This window comes from Pseudonocardia sp. Cha107L01 (assembly GCF_052566575.1).
Map to the genome: position 1 here is coordinate 7,753,096 of NZ_CP199579.1, position 16,621 is coordinate 7,769,716.

The following is a 16,621-nucleotide window of genomic DNA, read 5'->3' on the forward strand; positions in this document are numbered from 1 at the left end:
CCGGGGGTTGTTCGCCGTGGCGCGCCCCACCCGGGCGGCCACACCGGGGCGGCTCACTCGCCGGCGCGGTCCCGGCCCTCCCGGAAGAAGCGCAGCATGCCGGCCGCGCCGACCAGCGCCTCGACCGGGCGGACCGCGCCGAACGGGGCGTTCCAGAACGCGCCGCGGCGCGGTTGGTGCGGGCCGACGTAGGCGTACGGTTCGCCCAGGTAGCCGTCGCCGGGCGAGACCCCGTAGTTCACCGCCTGCACGCTGATCCCGAGGTCGAAGTGCTCCGGCCAGAGCACCGGCTCGGCGTCCGGGGCGAACTCGCGCAGCGCCTGGTCACCCTCGGCGAACGCGCTGACAATGGTCTGCGCGGCGACCGGGTCGAACGCGATCGGCTCGGCGGGGTCGACCCCGGAACCGTCCGAGTACAGGTCAGCGGGAGCACCCGCCTCGACCCCGGCCTCGGCGGCCAGCTCGGCGCAGCTGCGCCCGTTCAGCGACACCCGGGTGCTGCCCACCACCAGCTGGCCCCCGTCGACCCGCAGCTCAGCGCCCGCCACCGTGCCGAAGCCGCCCGGGGTCACCCGCAGCCGGATCAAGCCGTTCGCCCGGTACTGCGGGCCGGCCAGCACCAGCTCGGCGACACCGTGCAGCGCCCGCCTGGTCGCGGCGAGCGCCGGTTCCGTCCCGCTCATCTGGTCCTCCTCGGCGAGCGCCAATCTGCCACCCTGAGCATGCCCTAACAGCGAACGGCCAGGTTGCCCAGCCTGGTGTCGCCGCCGGGTCTCACCCGCTGGGAGTCACCTAGGTGCGCTGCTCCACCGGTACCGGTTCCGGAGCCGGGAAGAGGCGCCGGAACCGGTCCGCGACCGCCGGGTCGCCGGTCAGCCGCAGCGTGCCGGCCTCGACGGCATCGGCCAGCGGGTGGTCGGTGCGCAGCAGCGTGAGCAGCGTGGCCACGTCGGTGTCCAGTACCGCTTCCGGCTGCCCCGGGGTGCCCGGCGATCCGGCTTCGCCCCGGGACACCGCGAGCCGCCCGTCGGCGACCACGAGCCGGAACTCATCGGCACCGAGGCGCAGCCCCACCGTCGCCCCGAACCCGGCCGCGGCCGTCCCGTCGAACAGCGCCATCAGCGACAGCACCAGCGAGTCCACCCCGAGGGGCGCGTCGTAGCGCATGCCCGGCGAGCGGCTGCCCCAGCGGGCCAGCCGCAGCACGATCGGCTCCAGCTCGGCGCCCCAGCTCGTCAGCTCGTAGACCCAGGACGCGGCCGGCGGGGCCAGGCGGCGGCGGCGGACCACACCGACCTCGGCGAGCTCACGCAACCGCTGGGTGAGCACGTCCGGGCTGGCGCCGGGCAGCCCGGACAGCAGGTCGGTGAACCGTTTCGGGCCGAGCAGCAGCTCGCGGACCACCAGCAGCGCCCAGCGTTCACCGACCAGATCGAGGGCGTGCGCCACCGCACATCCGTCGTCGTACTTCCGTCTGCCCACCATGACAGGGATCCTACCAGCACGGATCCGACAATCCGTGCATTTACTTGTTTTTTCCAAGCTATGAGTACTACTGTCCGACTCACCCCGCTCGGACCACCGGGCGAGCTCATTACCGAGGAGACGCCAGCGATGCCCGTATTCACCATCGACGCCCCCCAGGGCGCCCGACCCGACGCCAAGCAGAAGATGCTGAAGGAGATCACCGAGGCGCTCGACGAGACCTACCACTTCCCCGACACCCGCGGCTGGCTCCGCGAGTACCCGGCCGAGAACGTGTCCCAGGACGGGCGCGTCGGGGCCGAGCCGGTGCGGCCGGTGTGCTCGCTGGAGGCGCCGGAGCTGACCAACCTGGACGCCAAGCGCAAGCTCGTGCAGAAGATCGAGTCCGCCATCGGCGCGGCCTACGCGGGGATCGCCAACACCGACGAGGTGCTGGTCCTGGTCAACCACTACCCGCTGGAGAACGTGGGGTGGCGGGCCAGCCTGCAGTCGGACAAACCGGAGATCGTCGCCGCCGTCGCACAGCTCAACGCCTAGGCCCGGTCTGCCCCGCGCGGCCGCCGCAACCTTGCCTGTCGTTACCGAACTGCACCCCAGGCAGGCCAGAGCGCAGCAAAACCTGCCTGGTGTGTAGTTCGGTAACGAGCCGCGGCTCGACGCGTCATCAGCGTCGAGCCGCGGCTCGACGCGTCAGCGCGCGGGTGCGCGAGCGGCCGGTCCTACGTCGCGTCGTCGTAGCGGGGCGGCGTGGCCGGGCCGTTCGGGCCGTTGGTGCCGGCGTCCAGCGGCTCGACCTCCGGCAGCGGGCTCGGTGTGGTGTCCATCGGGGAGGCCTTGTCGGGATCCCAGGAGTCCCAGCCCTCGGCCGCCCGCTGCCGGCCCTTGCGCCGGTCGTGCACCTTGGCGATCTGGATGCTGACCTCGAACAGCACGGTCAGGGTGAGCGCGAGCGCGGTCATCGAGATCGGGTCGCCGCCCGGGGTGGCCACCGCCGCGAACACGAACAGCCCGAAGATCAGTCCCCGGCGCCAGCGCCGCAGCCGGTCGTAGCTGACCACGCCGACCCGGTTCAGCATGACCACCAGCAGCGGCAGCTCGAAGCTCACCCCGAAGATCAGCAACAGCGCGATGAGCAGCCCGAAGTAGCTCTCGCCGGACAGCAGCGTGGTCTGCACGTCGGAGCTGACGTTGAGCAGGAAGTACAGCGCCTTCTGCACCACCCAGTAGGCCATCGCCGCGCCGGCCAGGAACAGCAGCGCGGCGGACACCACGAAGCCCAGCGCGAAGCGGCGTTCCTTGGTGTAGAGCCCAGGGGTGATGAACGCCCACAGCTGGTAGAACCAGACCGGGCAGGACAGCACCACACCGGCGGCGATTCCGACCCTCAGCCGCAGCGAGAACTGGTCCAGCGCCCCGGTGCCGAACAGCGTGCAGCTGCCACCGGCGTTGAGCATCGGGCGGACCGTGGCCGGCAGCGCGCAGTACGGCTCCTTGAGCACGTCACCCAGGGTGGGCCCGCCGAAGAACGCGGTGCCGTACCAGACGTAGCCGACCACCGTCATCAGCGCGACCGCGATCAGCGCGATGGCCAGCCGGTTGCGCAGCTCGTAGAGGTGCTCGATGAGCGTCATCGTGCCGTCCGGGTTTGCCCGGCGGTGGCGTCGACGGCTCAGTGGGTTCCACACCGCTGTGCTACCCGCGGTCGGGCCGGCCGCCGGCCGGCTCGCTGGCTGACGGCCCGGCACCGGACGGCTCGGCACCGGACGACCCGCCGGTGTCCGGCGCGCTGGTGGCTGACGGACCCGGGGGCAGCGCCGCCGGCGGGGCGGCCTTCGGCACGGTGGTCGGTGGAGTGGTCGGCGGGGTGGTCGGTTCGCCGTCCTCGGAGAGGCCCTTCAGCTCACCCCGGAACACCCGCGCGGAACGACCCATCGAACGGGCCATCTCCGGCAGTCGCTTCGCGCCGAACAGCGCCACGACCACGACGAGGAGGATCACCCACTCCCATCCGCCGGGCATCATGCCGTCCTCTCAGCCGCGTCGTCGGTCATCTCGATGCTACCCGCCGGACCCGGCGTTGCCGGGTGCTGCGCGGCCCGCCAGGCGCGCACCTCGTCCAGGCCCGCGCCGATCCGCCGGGACCGGCCGGTGACCGCGGTGTTCAGCCGCTCCGAGGCGGTCCGGACCAGCCGCAGCGCGGTGAACACCCGCAGCAGGACGAGCGCGAGGAACAAGATCCCCACCACGACCAGCACGGCGGTCGGCAGCCATCCCATGGCCGTCACGGTAGCGGCAGCTGGTTGATCAACCGTCGGCCAGCCCGAGGAGGGCGTGTTCGGCCCGCTCCGCTACAGCGGCCCGCAGCGGCGCCGGCCGCAGTACCTGGGCGTGCCCGCCGAGGCCGAGTACCAGCCGCACCAGCCACGCGTCGTCGGTGAACCGCAGCCGGATCTCGGCGCGCCCGTCCGGCCACTCGATCACCTCGTCGACCGGGTAGTACTCGGCCACCCAGCGCGCCTCCCGCTCCAGCAGCAGGACGGCCTCGCGCTGCTCCGGGTCCGGCCGGAAGAGCCCGGCGGACAGGTCGGTGGGCCTGGCGGTGGGCGGCGGGGCGGCGGGCTCGGCCAGCTCCTGGACGTCGTCCACCCGGTCCAGCCGGAACAGCCGGACCCCCTCCGCCGATCGGCACCAGGCCTCCAGGTACTCCCGGTCCTCCATCAGCAGCAGCCGCATCGGGTCGACCGTGCGCTCGCCCACCACGTCGCGCGACGCCGTGTAGTACCGGATCCGCAGCGCGTGCCCCCGGTCCAGCGCGCCCCGGACGGCGGCGGTGGTCTCCTCCTCGCGCGCGGTCAGCCCGACGGCCACCCCGGCGGGCGCGGCGGCCGCCCCGACGGCGCTCTCGATCTTCGCCACGGCGCGCCGGACCACGTCGGTGTCCACCATGCCGGGCACCTCGGCCAGCGCGCGCAGCGCCACCAGCAGCGCCGTCGCCTCAGCTGTGGTCAGCCGCAGCGGGCGGCGCATGCCGGCGTCCTCGGTTACCGTCACGGTCTCGCCGGAGAAGGACAGGTCGACCAGGTCGCCCGGCCCGTAACCCGGCAGCCCGCACATCCACAGCAGCTCCAGGTCGCGGCGCAGCTGCTTCTCGGTCACCCCGAAGTCGGCCGCCGCCTGGGCCACCGGCACACCGGGGTGCGCCAGCAGGTAGGGCACCAGGGAGAGCAATCGGGGCAGTCGCGCCCCCAACGCGGCCGGGCTGGTGGTCATCGCGCCACGCTGCCCAGCTCGGCGGGCAGCGCCTCGGTCGGGCCGGCGTGCGCGCGGGCGGCCGCCGCCCAGCCCCGCCGGACCGCTTCGGCCAGCTCGGCGGGCTCCAGCACCACCACGTCGGGACCGTGCCCGCCGATCCAGCGCGCGATGGTCTCGGGGCTGCGCAGGTCGATCTCCAGCACCTCACCGGGCTGGCCCCGGTGGTCGCGCGCACCGGTCACCCGGCCCAGCCGGCGCAGCCCGAGCGCCCGGCCACTGGCCACCCAGACCCGGGCCACACCGGTCACCGGCGGCGGGCCGGCGCTCTGGCGGACCAGCTCGACCAGGTCGGTGCCCTCCGGTGCCCGGGCCGCGCCGAGCGGGCCGATCGCGGTGACCGGCTCCTCGATGCGGGACAGCCGGAAGCAGCGCACGTCGGCGCGGTCGCGGTCGTGGCCGACCAGGTACCAGCGGCCGCGCCAGCTCACCACGCCCCACGGCTCGACGGTGCGGCGCCGGGACTCGGCGGCCGGGTGCGGGCGGTGCTCGAAGGTCACCGCGCGGCCGGCCTGCACGGCGGCCAGCAGCGGGCCGAACGCCGGCTCGGTGGCCCGTACCTTCGTCTCCACCCCGGCGCCGGCGGTCTCGTCCACCTCGACGCCGGCCGCGCGCAGCTTCACCAGGGCGCCCCGCGCGGCGCCGGCCAGCTCCGGGGAGTCCCACAGCCGCGCCGCCAACGCGACGGCGGCGGCCTCGTCGGCGGCGAGCTCGATGTCACCGAGCTCGTAGTCCTGGCGGGCGATGCGGTAGCCGTCCACCGTGTCGAACATCGACTTGCGGCCGGTCTCCAGCGGAATGCCCAGGTCACGCAGCTCGGACTTGTCCCGCTCGAACATCCGGAAGAAGGCCTCGTCGGAGGCCACCCCGTCGTATCCGGGTACGGTCGCCCTGATTCGGTCAGCCGTCAGGAACTGGCGGGTGGAGAGCAGGCAGAGCACCAGGTTCACCAAGCGCTCTGCACGGGCTGAGGACACCCCCGCAGCGTATCGTCCGCGCGCCGCGCGGCGTGGCCGACTGACCGTTACAGCGACGCGATCAGCCGGTCCACCCGCTCGTCGACCGAGCGGAACGGGTCCTTGCACAGCACGGTGCGCTGCGCCTGGTCGTTCAGCTTCAGGTGTACCCAGTCGACGGTGAAGTCGCGGCCGGCGGCCTGGGCGGCGGCGATGAAGTCACCGCGCAGCTTGGCCCGGGTGGTCTGCGGCGGGGTGTCCTTCGCGGCCTCGATCTCGCCGTCGTCGGTGACCCGCTCGACCATGCCCTTGCGCTGCAGCATGTCGAAGAGCCCCCGGCCGCGGCGGATGTCGTGGTAGGCCAGGTCGAGCTGGGCGATCCGGGCGTTGGACAGCTCCATGTTGTTGCGTTCGCGGTAGCGCTCCACCAGCCGGTGCTTGATCGCCCAGTCGATCTCCCGGTCGATCTTGGAGAGGTCCTGGCTCTCCACCGCGTCCAGCGTGCGGCCCCACAGCTCCAGGACCCGCTCGGTGGTGTCGTCGGCCCGGCCCTGGCTGGCCACGTGCTCCACCGCGCGGGCGTAGTACTCGCGCTGGATGTCGAGCGCGCTGGCCTCGCGGCCGCCGGCGAGGCGCACCGGGCGCTTGCCGGTCAGGTCGTGGCTGATCTCCCGGATCGCCCGGATCGGGTTGTCCAGGGTGAAGTCCCGGAACTGCACGCCGTGCTCGATCATGTCCAGCACCAGTGCGGCGGACCCGACCTTGAGCAGGGTCGTCACCTCGGACATGTTCGAGTCGCCGACGATCACGTGCAGCCGGCGGTAGCGCTCGGCGTCGGCGTGCGGCTCGTCCCGGGTGTTGATGATCGGGCGGGACCGGGTGGTGGCGCTGGAGACGCCCTCCCAGATGTGCTCGGCGCGCTGGGACAGGCAGTACACCGCGCCGCGCGGGGTTTGCAGCACCTTGCCGGCGCCACAGATCAGCTGGCGGGTGACCAGAAAGGGCAGCAGCACGTCCGCGATGCGGGAGAATTCACCCGCCCGTGCGACCAGGTAGTTCTCGTGGCAGCCGTAGGAGTTGCCGGCCGAGTCGGTGTTGTTCTTGAACAGGTAGATGTCGCCGCCGATGCCCTCGTCGACCAGCCGGCGCTCGGCGTCGACCAGCAGATCCTCCAGGATCCGCTCGCCGGCCTTGTCGTGCGCGACCAGCTGGGTCAGCGAGTCGCACTCCGCGGTCGCGTACTCCGGGTGCGAGCCGACGTCGAGGTAGAGCCGCGAGCCGTTGCGCAGGAAGACGTTCGAGGAACGCCCCCAGGACACCACCCGGCGGAAGAGGTACCGCGCAACCTCGTCCGGAGACAACCGCCGTTGGCCGTGAAAGGTGCAGGTGACCCCGAACTCGGTCTCCACGCCAAATATCCGCCGCTGCATGCGCATCAGCGTAAGCGTTGGGTGGCCCGTACTGTCGACCCTGTGACCGAGTGGTTCCGCCGGGTGGCGAAATTTGTTGACTGGTCGGACCGCGCCGTCCAGGCCAGGGTGGCCGCATTACCCCTCTCCGGCGTCGACCCCAGCCTCAAGCGTTTGACCAGGTCGGCGAACCACAGCCTGCTCTGGTTCAGCATCGCCGCCGTACTGGCGACGAGGGTCGGGGTGACCCGGCGCGGCGCGATGCGCGGCCTGATCGCGATTCTGGGTGCCAGCGTTACCGCTAATGGAGTACTCAAGCCGCTGCTCCCCCGGCGCCGGCCACCGGACGCCGGTATGCCGGCGCAGCGCAGCCTGCGGCGCCGCCCGACGTCGAGCTCGTTCCCGTCCGGGCATGCCGCGTCGGCCGCCGCGTTCGCCACCGCGGTCGCGATGGAGAGCCCGCGAGCCGGGCTGGCGGTCGTCCCGGTGGCCGCGGCCGTTGCCTACTCCCGGGTGCACGTCGGCGTGCACTGGAGCTCCGACGTGCTGGCCGGCGCCGCGGTCGGCACCGGCGCCGCGCTGCTCACCCGCCGCTGGTGGCCGGTCCGCGGTTCCGACGAGGCGGCCGCCCGCCCGCTGGACCGGGTGCCCGAGCTGCCGGACGGCGAAGGCCTGCTGATCGCGGTGAACCCGATGTCCGGAGACCCGGCGTTCGACCCGACCGACCAGATCCGCAAGGCCTTCCCCGCCGCCACCGTGGTGGTCATGGCCAGGGGCCGGGACCTGGTCGGGGAGCTCGAGGAGCTGCTGGTCTCGGCCAACGGCGCGGTCCGGGCACTCGGGGCGGCCGGCGGCGACGGCACGGTCGCCACCGTGGTGGCACTGGCCGCCCGGCACCGGCTGCCGCTGGTCCTGGTGCCGGCCGGGACCTTGAACCACTTCGCCAGGGACGTCGGCGTGTACGACCTGCAGGAGGCGGTGGACGCCAGCGGCGCCGGCGAGGCAGTCGCGGTGGACCTCGGCGCGGTGCGGGTGTACGGAGACAACGGAGCCAACGGCAACAACACGACCACCCGGCACTTCCTCAACACCGCGAGCCTCGGCTGCTACTCCGACCTGGTCCGGCTGCGCGAGCGCTGGGAGACCCGCTGGGGCAAGTGGCCGGCTTTCGTCGCCGCCCTGGTCGCCGTGCTGCGCAAGGCCACGCCGGTCGAGGTCGGGCTGGACGGGGTCCAGCACTCGATGTGGATCCTGTTCGTCGGCAACGGCCCCTACCACCCGCGCGGCATGGTGCCGGCGTGGCGGCCGCAACTGGACACCGGGTTGCTCGACGTGCGCTGGCTGCGCGCCGACATCCGGTTCTCCCGGCTGCGGGCGTTCTTCGCGCTGGCCTTCGCCGGGCTCGCGCACAGCAGGGTGTACGGCCAGCGCGAGGTGACCAGCCTGGACGTGACGCTCACCGCGCCGTCGCAGCTCGCCGCGGACGGTGAGGTGGTCGAGCGGGCCCACCGGTTCGTCTTCGAGGTCGAGCCGAGGCCGGTGCCGGTCTACCGCCGTGACGAGGAGAACCCCCGCTGGGCGAACCGGGACCGGCCGTACAACCCCTGGTGAGACCTGAAGGAAGACACCGGCTCGCGGACGGCGTCTTCCCGGTGCCTGTTAGCGGCGCTCAGGACTCCGCTGACGCGCCGTTGGACCCGCCGCCCTGTCCGTCTGCCTGCTCGCCCGCCGCGGCCTTCTCGTCGCTCTCAGCGGGCTTCTCGCGGTTCTCCTCGGGCAGCAGCGCCGCCAGCGCCGCCCCGGTGAGCCGCCGGAACGCCCGCCGGGGCCGGCTGCGGTCGAGCACCGCGACCTCCAGGGCACTCACCCCGAGCACCCGCTCGGCGGCGGGGGCGTTGGCGGACGAGCCGGCCGCCGCCGGGCCGGGCGAGGCCGACTGCAGCCCGCGCACCGCGACGCCGACCGCGGCGGCCAGCTCAAGGCCGTCCTGGTAGGACTCGCGGAGCTTCGCGCTGATCGGCTCGGTCTGCCCGCCCATCACCACGAACCCGGGCTCGTCACTGATCGAGCCGTCATAGGTGATCCGGTAGAGCTGGTCGGAGGCCGCCGTGGTCCCCACCTCGGCCACGCACAGCTCCACCTCGAAGGGCTTCTGCTGCTCGGTGAAGATCGCGCCCATGGTCTGCGCGTACGCGTTGGCCAGCCATCGGCCGGTGACGTCGCGCCGGTCGTAGGAGTAGCCGCGCACGTCGGCCAGCCGGATACCCGCGGTGCGCAGGTTCTCGAACTCGTTGTACCGGCCGACCGCCGCGAACCCGATCCGGTCGTAGATCTCGGAGACCTTGTGCAGCGCGGTGGAGTGGTTCTCCGCCACGAACAGCACGCCGCCGGCGTAGGTCAGCACGGTGACACTGCGCCCCCGGGAGATGCCCTTGCGGGCCAGCTCCGAGCGGTCGCGCATGACCTGCTCGGCCGAGGCGTAGAACGGCAGCGTCACTCTGGTGCTCCTGGGTCGTCGTTCCGGGGTGGCTTGCGGGGCGGGGTCGGCTAGCCGCCGGGGCGGATGAGCCGGTCGGCGACCACCGCGCGGGCGACCTCGCCGATCTCGCCGTCCGGCTGGCGCACGGCACCGTCGGCGGCGGTGATGGTGAGGACCAGCGGGTAGATGTTGCGGGACAGGTCGGGGGGCCCGGTCGCCGTGTCGTCGTCGGCGGCGTCGTAGAGCGCCTCGATGGCGGTCCGGATCGCGGCGCTCATGTCGGCCGAGGGGTCGTGCCGCTTCTTCAACGCGGACCGGGCGAACAGGGAGCCGGAGCCCACCGCGTGGTAGCCGATCTCGTCGGACTTGCTGCCCACCACGTCGAAGCTGACGATGCGCCCCGCCCTGGCCGGGTCGGTGGCGTCCGTGTCGAACCCGACGAACAGCGGGATCGCCGCCAGGCCCTGCATGGCCGCGCCGAGGTTCCCGCGCACCATGCCGGCCAGCTTGTTCACCTTGCCGTCCAGGGACAGCGGCACGCCCTCGATCTTCTCGTAGTGCTCGAGGTCGACGGTGAACAGCCGGACCAGCTCCACGGCGATGCCGGCGGTGCCGGCGATGCCGACCGAGGAGTAGTTGTCGGTGATGAACACCTTCTCGATGTCCCGCTGCGCGATCATGTTTCCCGCGGTGGCCCGCCGGTCACCGGCGATCAGCACCCCGCCGGCGAAGGTCAGCGCGACGATCGTGGTGCCGTGCCGGACTTCCTGGCCCAGCCCGGCGCCGTCCCCGACCACACCGCCGGGCGGCAGCCGCCCTGGCAGCAGGTGCGGGGCGGTGCTCGCCACGAAATCGGCGAACGAGGACACCCCTGGGGTGAAGTACTCGGCGGGCAGTGCGGTGCTGACCGGGTTGAGCGGCCCCCGCGCCGACCTGGGATCCATCGGTGGTGTTGCTCCTTCGGCTCGGTCAGCGGCTTACTCGGGCTGATGACGGTGCCGCCGACTCGGCGGCACCGTACACGTGCGGGCGGTGGCTACTCGCCACCCTTCTGGACGTACGCCCGGACAAAGTCCTCGGCGTTCTCCTCGAGCACGTCGTCGATCTCGTCCAAGATCGTGTCGACATCCTCGCCCAGCTTCTCACGACGCTCCTGGCCGGCCGGCGCGGCGCCACCGTCCTCGTCGCCATCGCCGTCTCCGCCACCCTGTCGCGTGGTCTGCTCCTGGGCCATGACGCCTCCCGGTTGAGTGGGTCCTGCTGGCTAGAACACTACCCAGCCGAGCACGGAAACACCCGCCGAACTTTGAGGCTCATCCTCGGGTGAGTGCGGCCACCAGTTCTTCGGCCGTCTCCGAGGCGTCGATCAACTTGCCCACATGGTTGCGCGTACCGCGCAACGGCTCCAGTGTCGGGATCCGTACCAGCGACTCCCGGCCCAGGTCGAAGATGACCGAATCCCAGGACGCGGCCGCCACCGCGGCGGGGTACCGCTCGAGGCAGCGGCCCCGGAAATAGGCTCTGGTGTCCTCAGGTGGCTTGCGCATGGCGTCGATGACCTCGTCCTCGGTGACGAGCCGCTTCATCGAGCCGCGGGCCACCAGGCGGTTGTACAGGCCCTTGCCCATCCGCACGTCCGAGTACTGCAGGTCGACCAGCTGCAGCCGGGGCGAGGACCAGGCCAGCCCGTCCCGGGCCCGGTAGCCCTCCAGCAGCCGCAGCTTGGCCGGCCAGTCGAGCCGGTCGGCGCACTCCATCGGGTCCCGGCCGAGGGCGTCGAGCACGTCGCCCCAGGTCGTCATGACCTCGGCGGTCACCTCGTCCACCTGCTCGCCCTGGGTGCGGGCCACGTGTGCGACGGCCCGCTCGTGGTAGGCCCACTGCAGGTCGAGACCGGTCATCTTGCGGCCGTCGGCCAGCTCCACCTTCGCCTGCAGGCCGGGGTCCCTGCTGATGGCGTGCACCGAGCGCACCGGCTCCGCGAGGCGCAGGTCGTCGAACCGCTGACCGGCCTCGATCATGTCGAGCACCAGCGCGGTGGTGCCCACCTTCAGGAAGGTGGAGGTCTCCGCGAGGTTCGCGTCGCCGATGATGACGTGCAGCCGGCGGTACTTGTCGGCGTCGGCGTGCGGTTCGTCGCGGGTGTTGATGATGCCGCGTTTGAGGGTGGTCTCCAGCCCGACCTCGACCTCGATGTAGTCCGAGCGCTGGGTGAGCTGGTAGCCCGCCTCGTCGCCGCCGGGGCCGATGCCGACCCGGCCCGAACCACACACCACCTGCCGGGAGGCGAAGAACGGGATGAGCCCGGTGATGATCGAGGGGAAGGTGGTGGACCGGGACATCAGGTAGTTCTCGTGGCTGCCGTAGCTGGCGCCCTTGCCGTCCACGTTGTTCTTGTACAGCTGGATCCGCGGCGCACCGGGCACGGTGGCCGAGCGCATCGCGGCCTCCTCCATCACCCGTTCGCCGGCCTTGTCCCAGATCACGATGTCCCTCGGGGTGGTCACCTCGGGGGTGGAGAACTCCGGGTGGGCGTGGTCGACGTAGAGCCGGGCCCCGTTGGTCAGGATGACGTTCGCCGCGCCGAGGTCGTCCAGGTCGGAGTCCGGGCTGGTCGGGATGCTCGGGGTGGACAGGTCGAAGCCGCGGGCGTCGCGCAGCGGCGACTCCACCTCGTAGTCCCACCTGGCCCGCTTCGCCCGGGGCAACTCCGCTGCCGCCGCGTACGCCAATACCACCTGCGTGGAGGTGATGACCGGGTTCGCGGTGGGGTCGCCGGGAACCGAGATCCCGTACTCCACCTCGGTACCCATGATCCGCCGAGCACTCATGGGTACCGAGCCTAATCGCTCCGCGCCTGAACCGGCTCAGTCAGGAGGTATTCGAGCCGACCGTCCGCGTCGAGGTGCCTGGCCACCGACTCGCTGATCGCCCTCAGCTGGCCGACCTGCTCCGGGGTGATCTGGTCGAACAGGTTGGTCCGAACGGTCTCCACGTGGCCCGGCGCGGCGGTCTTGATCGCCTGCAGCCCGGCGTCGGTCAGCTCGCACACCGCACCTCGGCGATCGGTGGCGCACTCCCGCCGCCGCACCCAGCCGGTCTCCTCCATTCGGGCGACGGCATGCGACAACCGGCTGCGCGAGGACATCGACGTGGCGGCCAGGTCCGACATCCGCAGCGCCCGGCCGGGTACCTCGGACAGCCGCACCAGGATCTCGTAGTACGTGTGCGGGATACCGGCCTCGTGCTGCAGCTGGCGGTCCAGACAATCCATCAGCAGTTTGTTCGCCGCCAGGAAGGCACGCCAGGTGCGTTGCTCATCATCGTTGAGCCACCGCGTGTGAGCCACGTCACCTCCGGAATAGTTGAACTCTCAATGTGTTGGGACCAGTGTCAGTGTCGCTCAGCGACCCCGCAACGTGCCAACCCGAATTTCGACACACCGAGGAGACACCCGAATGAGTACCACCGAAACCGTGTCCGTGGCCGCCGGGACATGGGACATCGACCCCGTCCACTCCGAAGTGTCGTTCGCCGCGCGGCACATGATGGTGAGCAAGGTCCGCGGCCGGTTCACCTCCTTCTCCGGCGAGATCGTCACCGGCGAGCGATTCCTCGACTCCTCGGTCACTGCATCGGTCGATCTGGCCTCGGTGACCACCAACAACGACCAGCGCGACGAACACATCCGCTCTGCCGACTTCCTGGACGTGGCGACCCACCCGACCATGACCTACCGGTCCACCGGCGTGCACGCCGACGGCGGTGACCACGTACTCGAGGGCGAGCTCACCCTGCACGGGGTGACCCGGTCGGTGCCGCTGCAGCTGGAGCTCACCGGCAGTGGCCCGGACGCCTACGGCGGAACCCGCTCCGGGTTCTCCGCCACCGCGACCATCAACCGCAGCGACTTCGGCATCGACATCAGCCTGCCGCTGGACGGCGGCGGCGTGGTCGTCTCCGACAAGATCCAGATCCAGCTGGACATCCAGGGCGTGCTGCGCGCCGGCTGACCGCCGGCCGACCGCCAGCACAGACACAAAACGCCCGCCGTCCCGAACCTGGTTCGGGGCGGCGGGCGTTCGGCGTTCGAGTCCTACAGGTACTGACCGGTGTTCGACGCGGTGTCGATCGCTCGACCCGACTCCGCGCTCTTGCCGGTCACCAGGGTGCGGATGTAGACGATGCGCTCACCCTTCTTGCCCGAGATCCGTGCCCAGTCATCCGGGTTGGTGGTGTTGGGCAGGTCCTCGTTCTCGGCGAACTCGTCGACGATGGCGTCCAGCAGGTGCTGCACCCGCAAGCCGCGCTGGCCACTTTCCAGCACTGACTTGATCGCGGCCTTCTTCGACCGGTCCACGATATTCTGGATCATGGCACCGGAGTTGAAGTCCTTGAAGTACAGCACCTCCTTGTCACCATTCGCATAGGTGACCTCGAGGAAACGGTTGTCCTCGGTTTCCGTGTACATCCGCTCGACCACTCGTTGGATCATGGCGTCGACGCAGGCAGTGCGACTGCCCCCGAATTCGGCCATGTCGTCGGCGTGGATGGGCAACGTGTCGGTGAGGTACTTGGAGAAGATGTCCTTGGCCGCTTCGGCGTCCGGACGCTCGATCTTGATCTTCACGTCGAGCCGGCCGGGTCGCAGGATGGCCGGGTCGATCATGTCCTCACGGTTCGAGGCACCGATCACGATCACGTTCTCCAGGCCCTCAACGCCATCGATCTCGCTGAGCAGCTGCGGCACGATGGTGGTCTCCACGTCGGAGGAGACCCCGGAGCCACGGGTCCGGAAGATCGAGTCCATCTCATCGAAGAACACGATCACCGGGGTGCCTTCGGACGCCTTCTCCCGAGCCCGCTGGAAGATGAGCCGGATGTGCCGCTCGGTCTCGCCGACGAACTTGTTGAGCAGCTCCGGGCCCTTGATGTTCAAGAAGAACGACTTGGCATCGTGGCTGCTCTCACCACGTGCCTCGGCGACCTTCTTGGCCAGCGAGTTCGCCACCGCCTTGGCGATGAGCGTCTTGCCACAGCCTGGCGGGCCGTAGAGCAGGACACCCTTGGGCGGGCGCAGCTCGTACTCGCGGAACAACTCGGCGTGCAGGAACGGCAGCTCGACCGCGTCGCGGATCTGTTCGATCTGCCGACCGAGACCACCGATGTCCTCGTAGGCCACGTCCGGGACTTCCTCCAGCACGAGGTCTTCGACCTCGGCCTTCGGTACCCGCTCGTAGGCATACGCCGCCTTGGTGTCCACCAGCAGCGAGTCACCCGGCTTGAGTGGCACGGCGTCCGGGTTGTTCGGCCCCGCGAGCAGCGGTTCCGCCAACCAGACGACGCGCTCCTCGTCCGCGTGCCCGACGACCAGCGCGCGCGCCGCGAGCTGCTCACCCTCCGAGTTGGGCGCGTCGAGCAGAACCTCACGAAGTGCGCACACCTCGCCGGTCCGCTCGAAGTCACCCGACTCGACGACGGTGAGGGCCTCGTTCAGCCGGACCGTCTGGCCCTTGCCGAGCTCGACCAGCTCCACCGCGGGCGACACCGCCACCCGCATCCGCCGACCGGCGGTGAAGACGTCGACAGTGCCGTCCTCGTAGCCGGACAAGAACACGCCGTAGCCGCTCGGCGGCTGGGCGAGTCGGTCTACCTCCTCGCGTAGCGCCACCAGTTGGCTGCGAGCTTCGCGCAGCGTCTCGGTGAGCTTCTCGTTGCGGGCGCTCAGCTGCGACAACCGGCTGGCCGACTCGGCGAGACGCTGTTCGAGGATCCGTGCGTGCCTCGGCGACTCGGTCAGCTTGCGGCGTAGCAGGGATACCTCATCTTCGAGGAACCTGATCTGGGCCGTCAGTTCCGCGGAACTGAGTTCCCGCTCATCCGGTTGATGCCCTCCAGGGCCTTCGTAGTGGTTCACGGCGCCTCCCTCCGTGTTCCGTTTCCATACGGTACCTGTAGCTAGGCTTTGGCGTAGTACGTCAGTCCGGTGATCCAGCACTCAGCCAGATGACAGCTTGACGTCACTCTGCGATAACCCCCCGGACTCATCGGCCGGTCGGCCGGCGCTGCGGACGGGGCGGCGCTACCCCGTCGGCGAGCCTTCTCGTGGTCAACAAGAACGCCGTGTGACCGATCATGCGATGCTCGGGCCGCACCGAAAGTCCGACGACGTGCCACGGCCGCATCAACGTCTCCCAGGCCTGCGGTTCGGTCCAACACTGCTGCTCACGCAAGCTCTCGGTGATTTTGGACAGCTGCGTCGTGGTCGCCACGTAGATGGTCAGCACGCCGCCGGGCAACAGCGCCGCGGTGACCGCGGGCAGCACCTCCCACGGCGCCAGCATGTCCAGGACGACCCGGTCGACCTCGCCGACGTAGCCAGAAACGTCGTCAACATGCAAGGTCCAGTTGGGTGGTGACGCTCCGAAAAACCGCTCCACGTTCCGGACAGCGTGCTCGGCGTGGTCCTGGCGAACTTCATACGAAATAACCTCGCCGCCCTCGCCGACCGCCCGCAGCAGCGAGCATGCCAGCGCCCCCGACCCCGCCCCGGCCTCCAGCACTCGCGCCCCGGGGCGGATGTCACCCCACATCACGATCTGCGCGGCGTCCTTCGGGTAGATCACCTGCGCGCCCCGGGGCATGGACAGCACGTAGTCGGGCAGCAGCGGCCGGAACGCCAGGTACGAGGTGCCGGCGGTGGAGGTGACCACGTTGCCCTCCGGGCCGCCGATGAGCTCGTCGTGCGCGATCGCGCCCCGGTGGGTGTGGTACTGCCCGCCGGACTCGAGGACCAGGGTGTAACGACGCCCCTTGGGGTCGGTCAGCTGCACCCGGTCCCCCGGGCCGAACGGGCCGCTCACGGCGACGGGAGCGAGGGCAGCGGGAACACCGGGAACGGGGCCAGACATGGAGCAGAACGCTATCGCGACCGGACTTGTCGACTTCTCAACGGGGCCTGCCGAATGACTTCCGAACTCTTG

Annotated in this window: 18 protein-coding genes; 3 read left to right on the forward strand and 15 right to left on the reverse strand. The window is 70.9% G+C overall.

Translation table 11 applies throughout. From position 1 onward, the window contains the following. Positions 1-53: 53 nt before the first annotated feature. Both ACTXG6_RS36625 and ACTXG6_RS36630 read right to left on the reverse strand, forming a co-directional pair. Positions 54-683 carry a hypothetical protein gene (locus ACTXG6_RS36625; protein WP_445183904.1) on the reverse strand — a complete coding sequence of 210 codons (630 nt, stop codon included), beginning with the start codon at positions 681-683 and terminating at the stop codon, positions 54-56. A gap of 109 nt (positions 684-792) precedes the next feature. Next, positions 793-1,485 (reverse strand): winged helix-turn-helix transcriptional regulator, encoded by a 693-nt coding sequence (locus ACTXG6_RS36630; RefSeq protein WP_445183905.1) that lies wholly within the window; start codon positions 1,483-1,485, stop codon positions 793-795. A gap of 129 nt (positions 1,486-1,614) precedes the next feature. Between ACTXG6_RS36630 and ACTXG6_RS36635 the strand changes: the two genes are divergently transcribed. Next, complete coding sequence (locus tag ACTXG6_RS36635) at positions 1,615-2,022, forward strand: tautomerase family protein (RefSeq protein WP_445183906.1); 408 nt, start codon at positions 1,615-1,617, stop codon at positions 2,020-2,022. A 182-nt stretch (positions 2,023-2,204) separates the two neighbouring features. On the opposite strand, the gene tatC is transcribed toward ACTXG6_RS36635, so the two are convergent. From tatC to pafA, 6 genes are all read right to left on the reverse strand, one after another. Then, positions 2,205-3,116: a twin-arginine translocase subunit TatC gene (gene tatC / locus ACTXG6_RS36640; RefSeq protein ID WP_445183907.1), complete on the reverse strand. Its 912-nt coding sequence runs from the start codon at positions 3,114-3,116 to the stop codon at positions 2,205-2,207. Positions 3,117-3,177: 61 nt separating this feature from the next. Next, entirely contained in the window at positions 3,178-3,504 is a 327-nt protein-coding gene (tatA, locus tag ACTXG6_RS36645) for a Sec-independent protein translocase subunit TatA (protein WP_445183908.1), read from the reverse strand. Next, positions 3,504-3,761: a hypothetical protein gene (locus tag ACTXG6_RS36650; RefSeq protein ID WP_445183909.1), complete on the reverse strand. Its 258-nt coding sequence runs from the start codon at positions 3,759-3,761 to the stop codon at positions 3,504-3,506. The genes tatA and ACTXG6_RS36650 overlap by 1 nt, the downstream gene beginning before the upstream one ends. A gap of 28 nt (positions 3,762-3,789) precedes the next feature. Then, complete coding sequence (locus ACTXG6_RS36655; protein ID WP_445183910.1) at positions 3,790-4,755, reverse strand: helix-turn-helix transcriptional regulator; 966 nt, start codon at positions 4,753-4,755, stop codon at positions 3,790-3,792. Then, positions 4,752-5,771: a helix-turn-helix transcriptional regulator gene (locus ACTXG6_RS36660; protein WP_445183911.1), complete on the reverse strand. Its 1,020-nt coding sequence runs from the start codon at positions 5,769-5,771 to the stop codon at positions 4,752-4,754. Before ACTXG6_RS36660 ends, ACTXG6_RS36655 begins: the two co-directional genes overlap by 4 nt. 47 nt (positions 5,772-5,818) lie before the next feature. Then, positions 5,819-7,180, reverse strand: a complete 1,362-nt coding sequence (gene pafA / locus ACTXG6_RS36665; protein WP_445190198.1) for a Pup--protein ligase — start codon at positions 7,178-7,180, stop codon at positions 5,819-5,821. Positions 7,181-7,243: 63 nt separating this feature from the next. Here pafA and ACTXG6_RS36670 point away from each other — a divergent pair, with 63 nt between their 5' ends. Then, the gene (locus ACTXG6_RS36670; protein ID WP_445183912.1) at positions 7,244-8,770 is read left to right on the forward strand and encodes a bifunctional phosphatase PAP2/diacylglycerol kinase family protein; all 1,527 of its coding nucleotides are present in this window, start codon (positions 7,244-7,246) and stop codon (positions 8,768-8,770) included. Positions 8,771-8,828: 58 nt separating this feature from the next. Here the strand turns inward: ACTXG6_RS36670 and prcA are convergent, their stop codons facing one another. The 5 genes from prcA to ACTXG6_RS36695 form a co-directional block, all read right to left on the reverse strand. Beyond that, entirely contained in the window at positions 8,829-9,656 is an 828-nt protein-coding gene (gene prcA, locus ACTXG6_RS36675) for a proteasome subunit alpha (protein ID WP_445183913.1), read from the reverse strand. Between the two features lie 50 nt (positions 9,657-9,706). Further along, positions 9,707-10,582 carry a proteasome subunit beta gene (prcB, locus tag ACTXG6_RS36680; protein ID WP_445183914.1) on the reverse strand — a complete coding sequence of 292 codons (876 nt, stop codon included), beginning with the start codon at positions 10,580-10,582 and terminating at the stop codon, positions 9,707-9,709. A gap of 92 nt (positions 10,583-10,674) precedes the next feature. Beyond that, entirely contained in the window at positions 10,675-10,872 is a 198-nt protein-coding gene (locus ACTXG6_RS36685; protein WP_445183915.1) for a ubiquitin-like protein Pup, read from the reverse strand. 79 nt (positions 10,873-10,951) lie between these two features. Continuing rightward, entirely contained in the window at positions 10,952-12,469 is a 1,518-nt protein-coding gene (gene dop, locus ACTXG6_RS36690; RefSeq protein ID WP_445183916.1) for a depupylase/deamidase Dop, read from the reverse strand. An 11-nt stretch (positions 12,470-12,480) separates the two neighbouring features. Continuing rightward, positions 12,481-12,987, reverse strand: a complete 507-nt coding sequence (locus tag ACTXG6_RS36695; RefSeq protein ID WP_445183917.1) for a MarR family winged helix-turn-helix transcriptional regulator — start codon at positions 12,985-12,987, stop codon at positions 12,481-12,483. Between the two features lie 109 nt (positions 12,988-13,096). Here ACTXG6_RS36695 and ACTXG6_RS36700 point away from each other — a divergent pair, with 109 nt between their 5' ends. Beyond that, positions 13,097-13,651: a YceI family protein gene (locus tag ACTXG6_RS36700; protein ID WP_445183918.1), complete on the forward strand. Its 555-nt coding sequence runs from the start codon at positions 13,097-13,099 to the stop codon at positions 13,649-13,651. 83 nt (positions 13,652-13,734) lie between these two features. On the opposite strand, the gene arc is transcribed toward ACTXG6_RS36700, so the two are convergent. Together arc and ACTXG6_RS36710 are read right to left on the reverse strand one after the other, a co-directional pair. Further along, positions 13,735-15,555 (reverse strand): proteasome ATPase, encoded by a 1,821-nt coding sequence (gene arc / locus ACTXG6_RS36705; protein WP_445183919.1) that lies wholly within the window; start codon positions 15,553-15,555, stop codon positions 13,735-13,737. 127 nt (positions 15,556-15,682) lie between these two features. Continuing rightward, the gene (locus tag ACTXG6_RS36710) at positions 15,683-16,549 is read right to left on the reverse strand and encodes a tRNA (adenine-N1)-methyltransferase (protein WP_445183920.1); all 867 of its coding nucleotides are present in this window, start codon (positions 16,547-16,549) and stop codon (positions 15,683-15,685) included. Positions 16,550-16,621 lie beyond the last annotated feature (72 nt).

What these genes read in the sequence shown, in the direction of transcription:
- ACTXG6_RS36625 (WP_445183904.1), bottom strand. Translation starts at nt 683, where the DNA reads ATGAGCGGGACGGAACCGGCGCTCGCCGCGACCAGGCGGGCGCTGCAC.
- ACTXG6_RS36630 (WP_445183905.1), bottom strand. Translation starts at nt 1,485, where the DNA reads ATGGTGGGCAGACGGAAGTACGACGACGGATGTGCGGTGGCGCACGCC.
- ACTXG6_RS36635 (WP_445183906.1), top strand. Translation starts at nt 1,615, where the DNA reads ATGCCCGTATTCACCATCGACGCCCCCCAGGGCGCCCGACCCGACGCC.
- tatC (WP_445183907.1), bottom strand. Translation starts at nt 3,116, where the DNA reads ATGACGCTCATCGAGCACCTCTACGAGCTGCGCAACCGGCTGGCCATC.
- tatA (WP_445183908.1), bottom strand. Translation starts at nt 3,504, where the DNA reads ATGCCCGGCGGATGGGAGTGGGTGATCCTCCTCGTCGTGGTCGTGGCG.
- ACTXG6_RS36650 (WP_445183909.1), bottom strand. Translation starts at nt 3,761, where the DNA reads ATGGGATGGCTGCCGACCGCCGTGCTGGTCGTGGTGGGGATCTTGTTC.
- ACTXG6_RS36655 (WP_445183910.1), bottom strand. Translation starts at nt 4,755, where the DNA reads ATGACCACCAGCCCGGCCGCGTTGGGGGCGCGACTGCCCCGATTGCTC.
- pafA (WP_445190198.1), bottom strand. Translation starts at nt 7,180, where the DNA reads ATGCAGCGGCGGATATTTGGCGTGGAGACCGAGTTCGGGGTCACCTGC.
- prcB (WP_445183914.1), bottom strand. Translation starts at nt 10,582, where the DNA reads ATGGATCCCAGGTCGGCGCGGGGGCCGCTCAACCCGGTCAGCACCGCA.
- ACTXG6_RS36685 (WP_445183915.1), bottom strand. Translation starts at nt 10,872, where the DNA reads ATGGCCCAGGAGCAGACCACGCGACAGGGTGGCGGAGACGGCGATGGC.
- dop (WP_445183916.1), bottom strand. Translation starts at nt 12,469, where the DNA reads ATGAGTGCTCGGCGGATCATGGGTACCGAGGTGGAGTACGGGATCTCG.
- ACTXG6_RS36700 (WP_445183918.1), top strand. Translation starts at nt 13,097, where the DNA reads ATGAGTACCACCGAAACCGTGTCCGTGGCCGCCGGGACATGGGACATC.
- ACTXG6_RS36710 (WP_445183920.1), bottom strand. Translation starts at nt 16,549, where the DNA reads ATGTCTGGCCCCGTTCCCGGTGTTCCCGCTGCCCTCGCTCCCGTCGCC.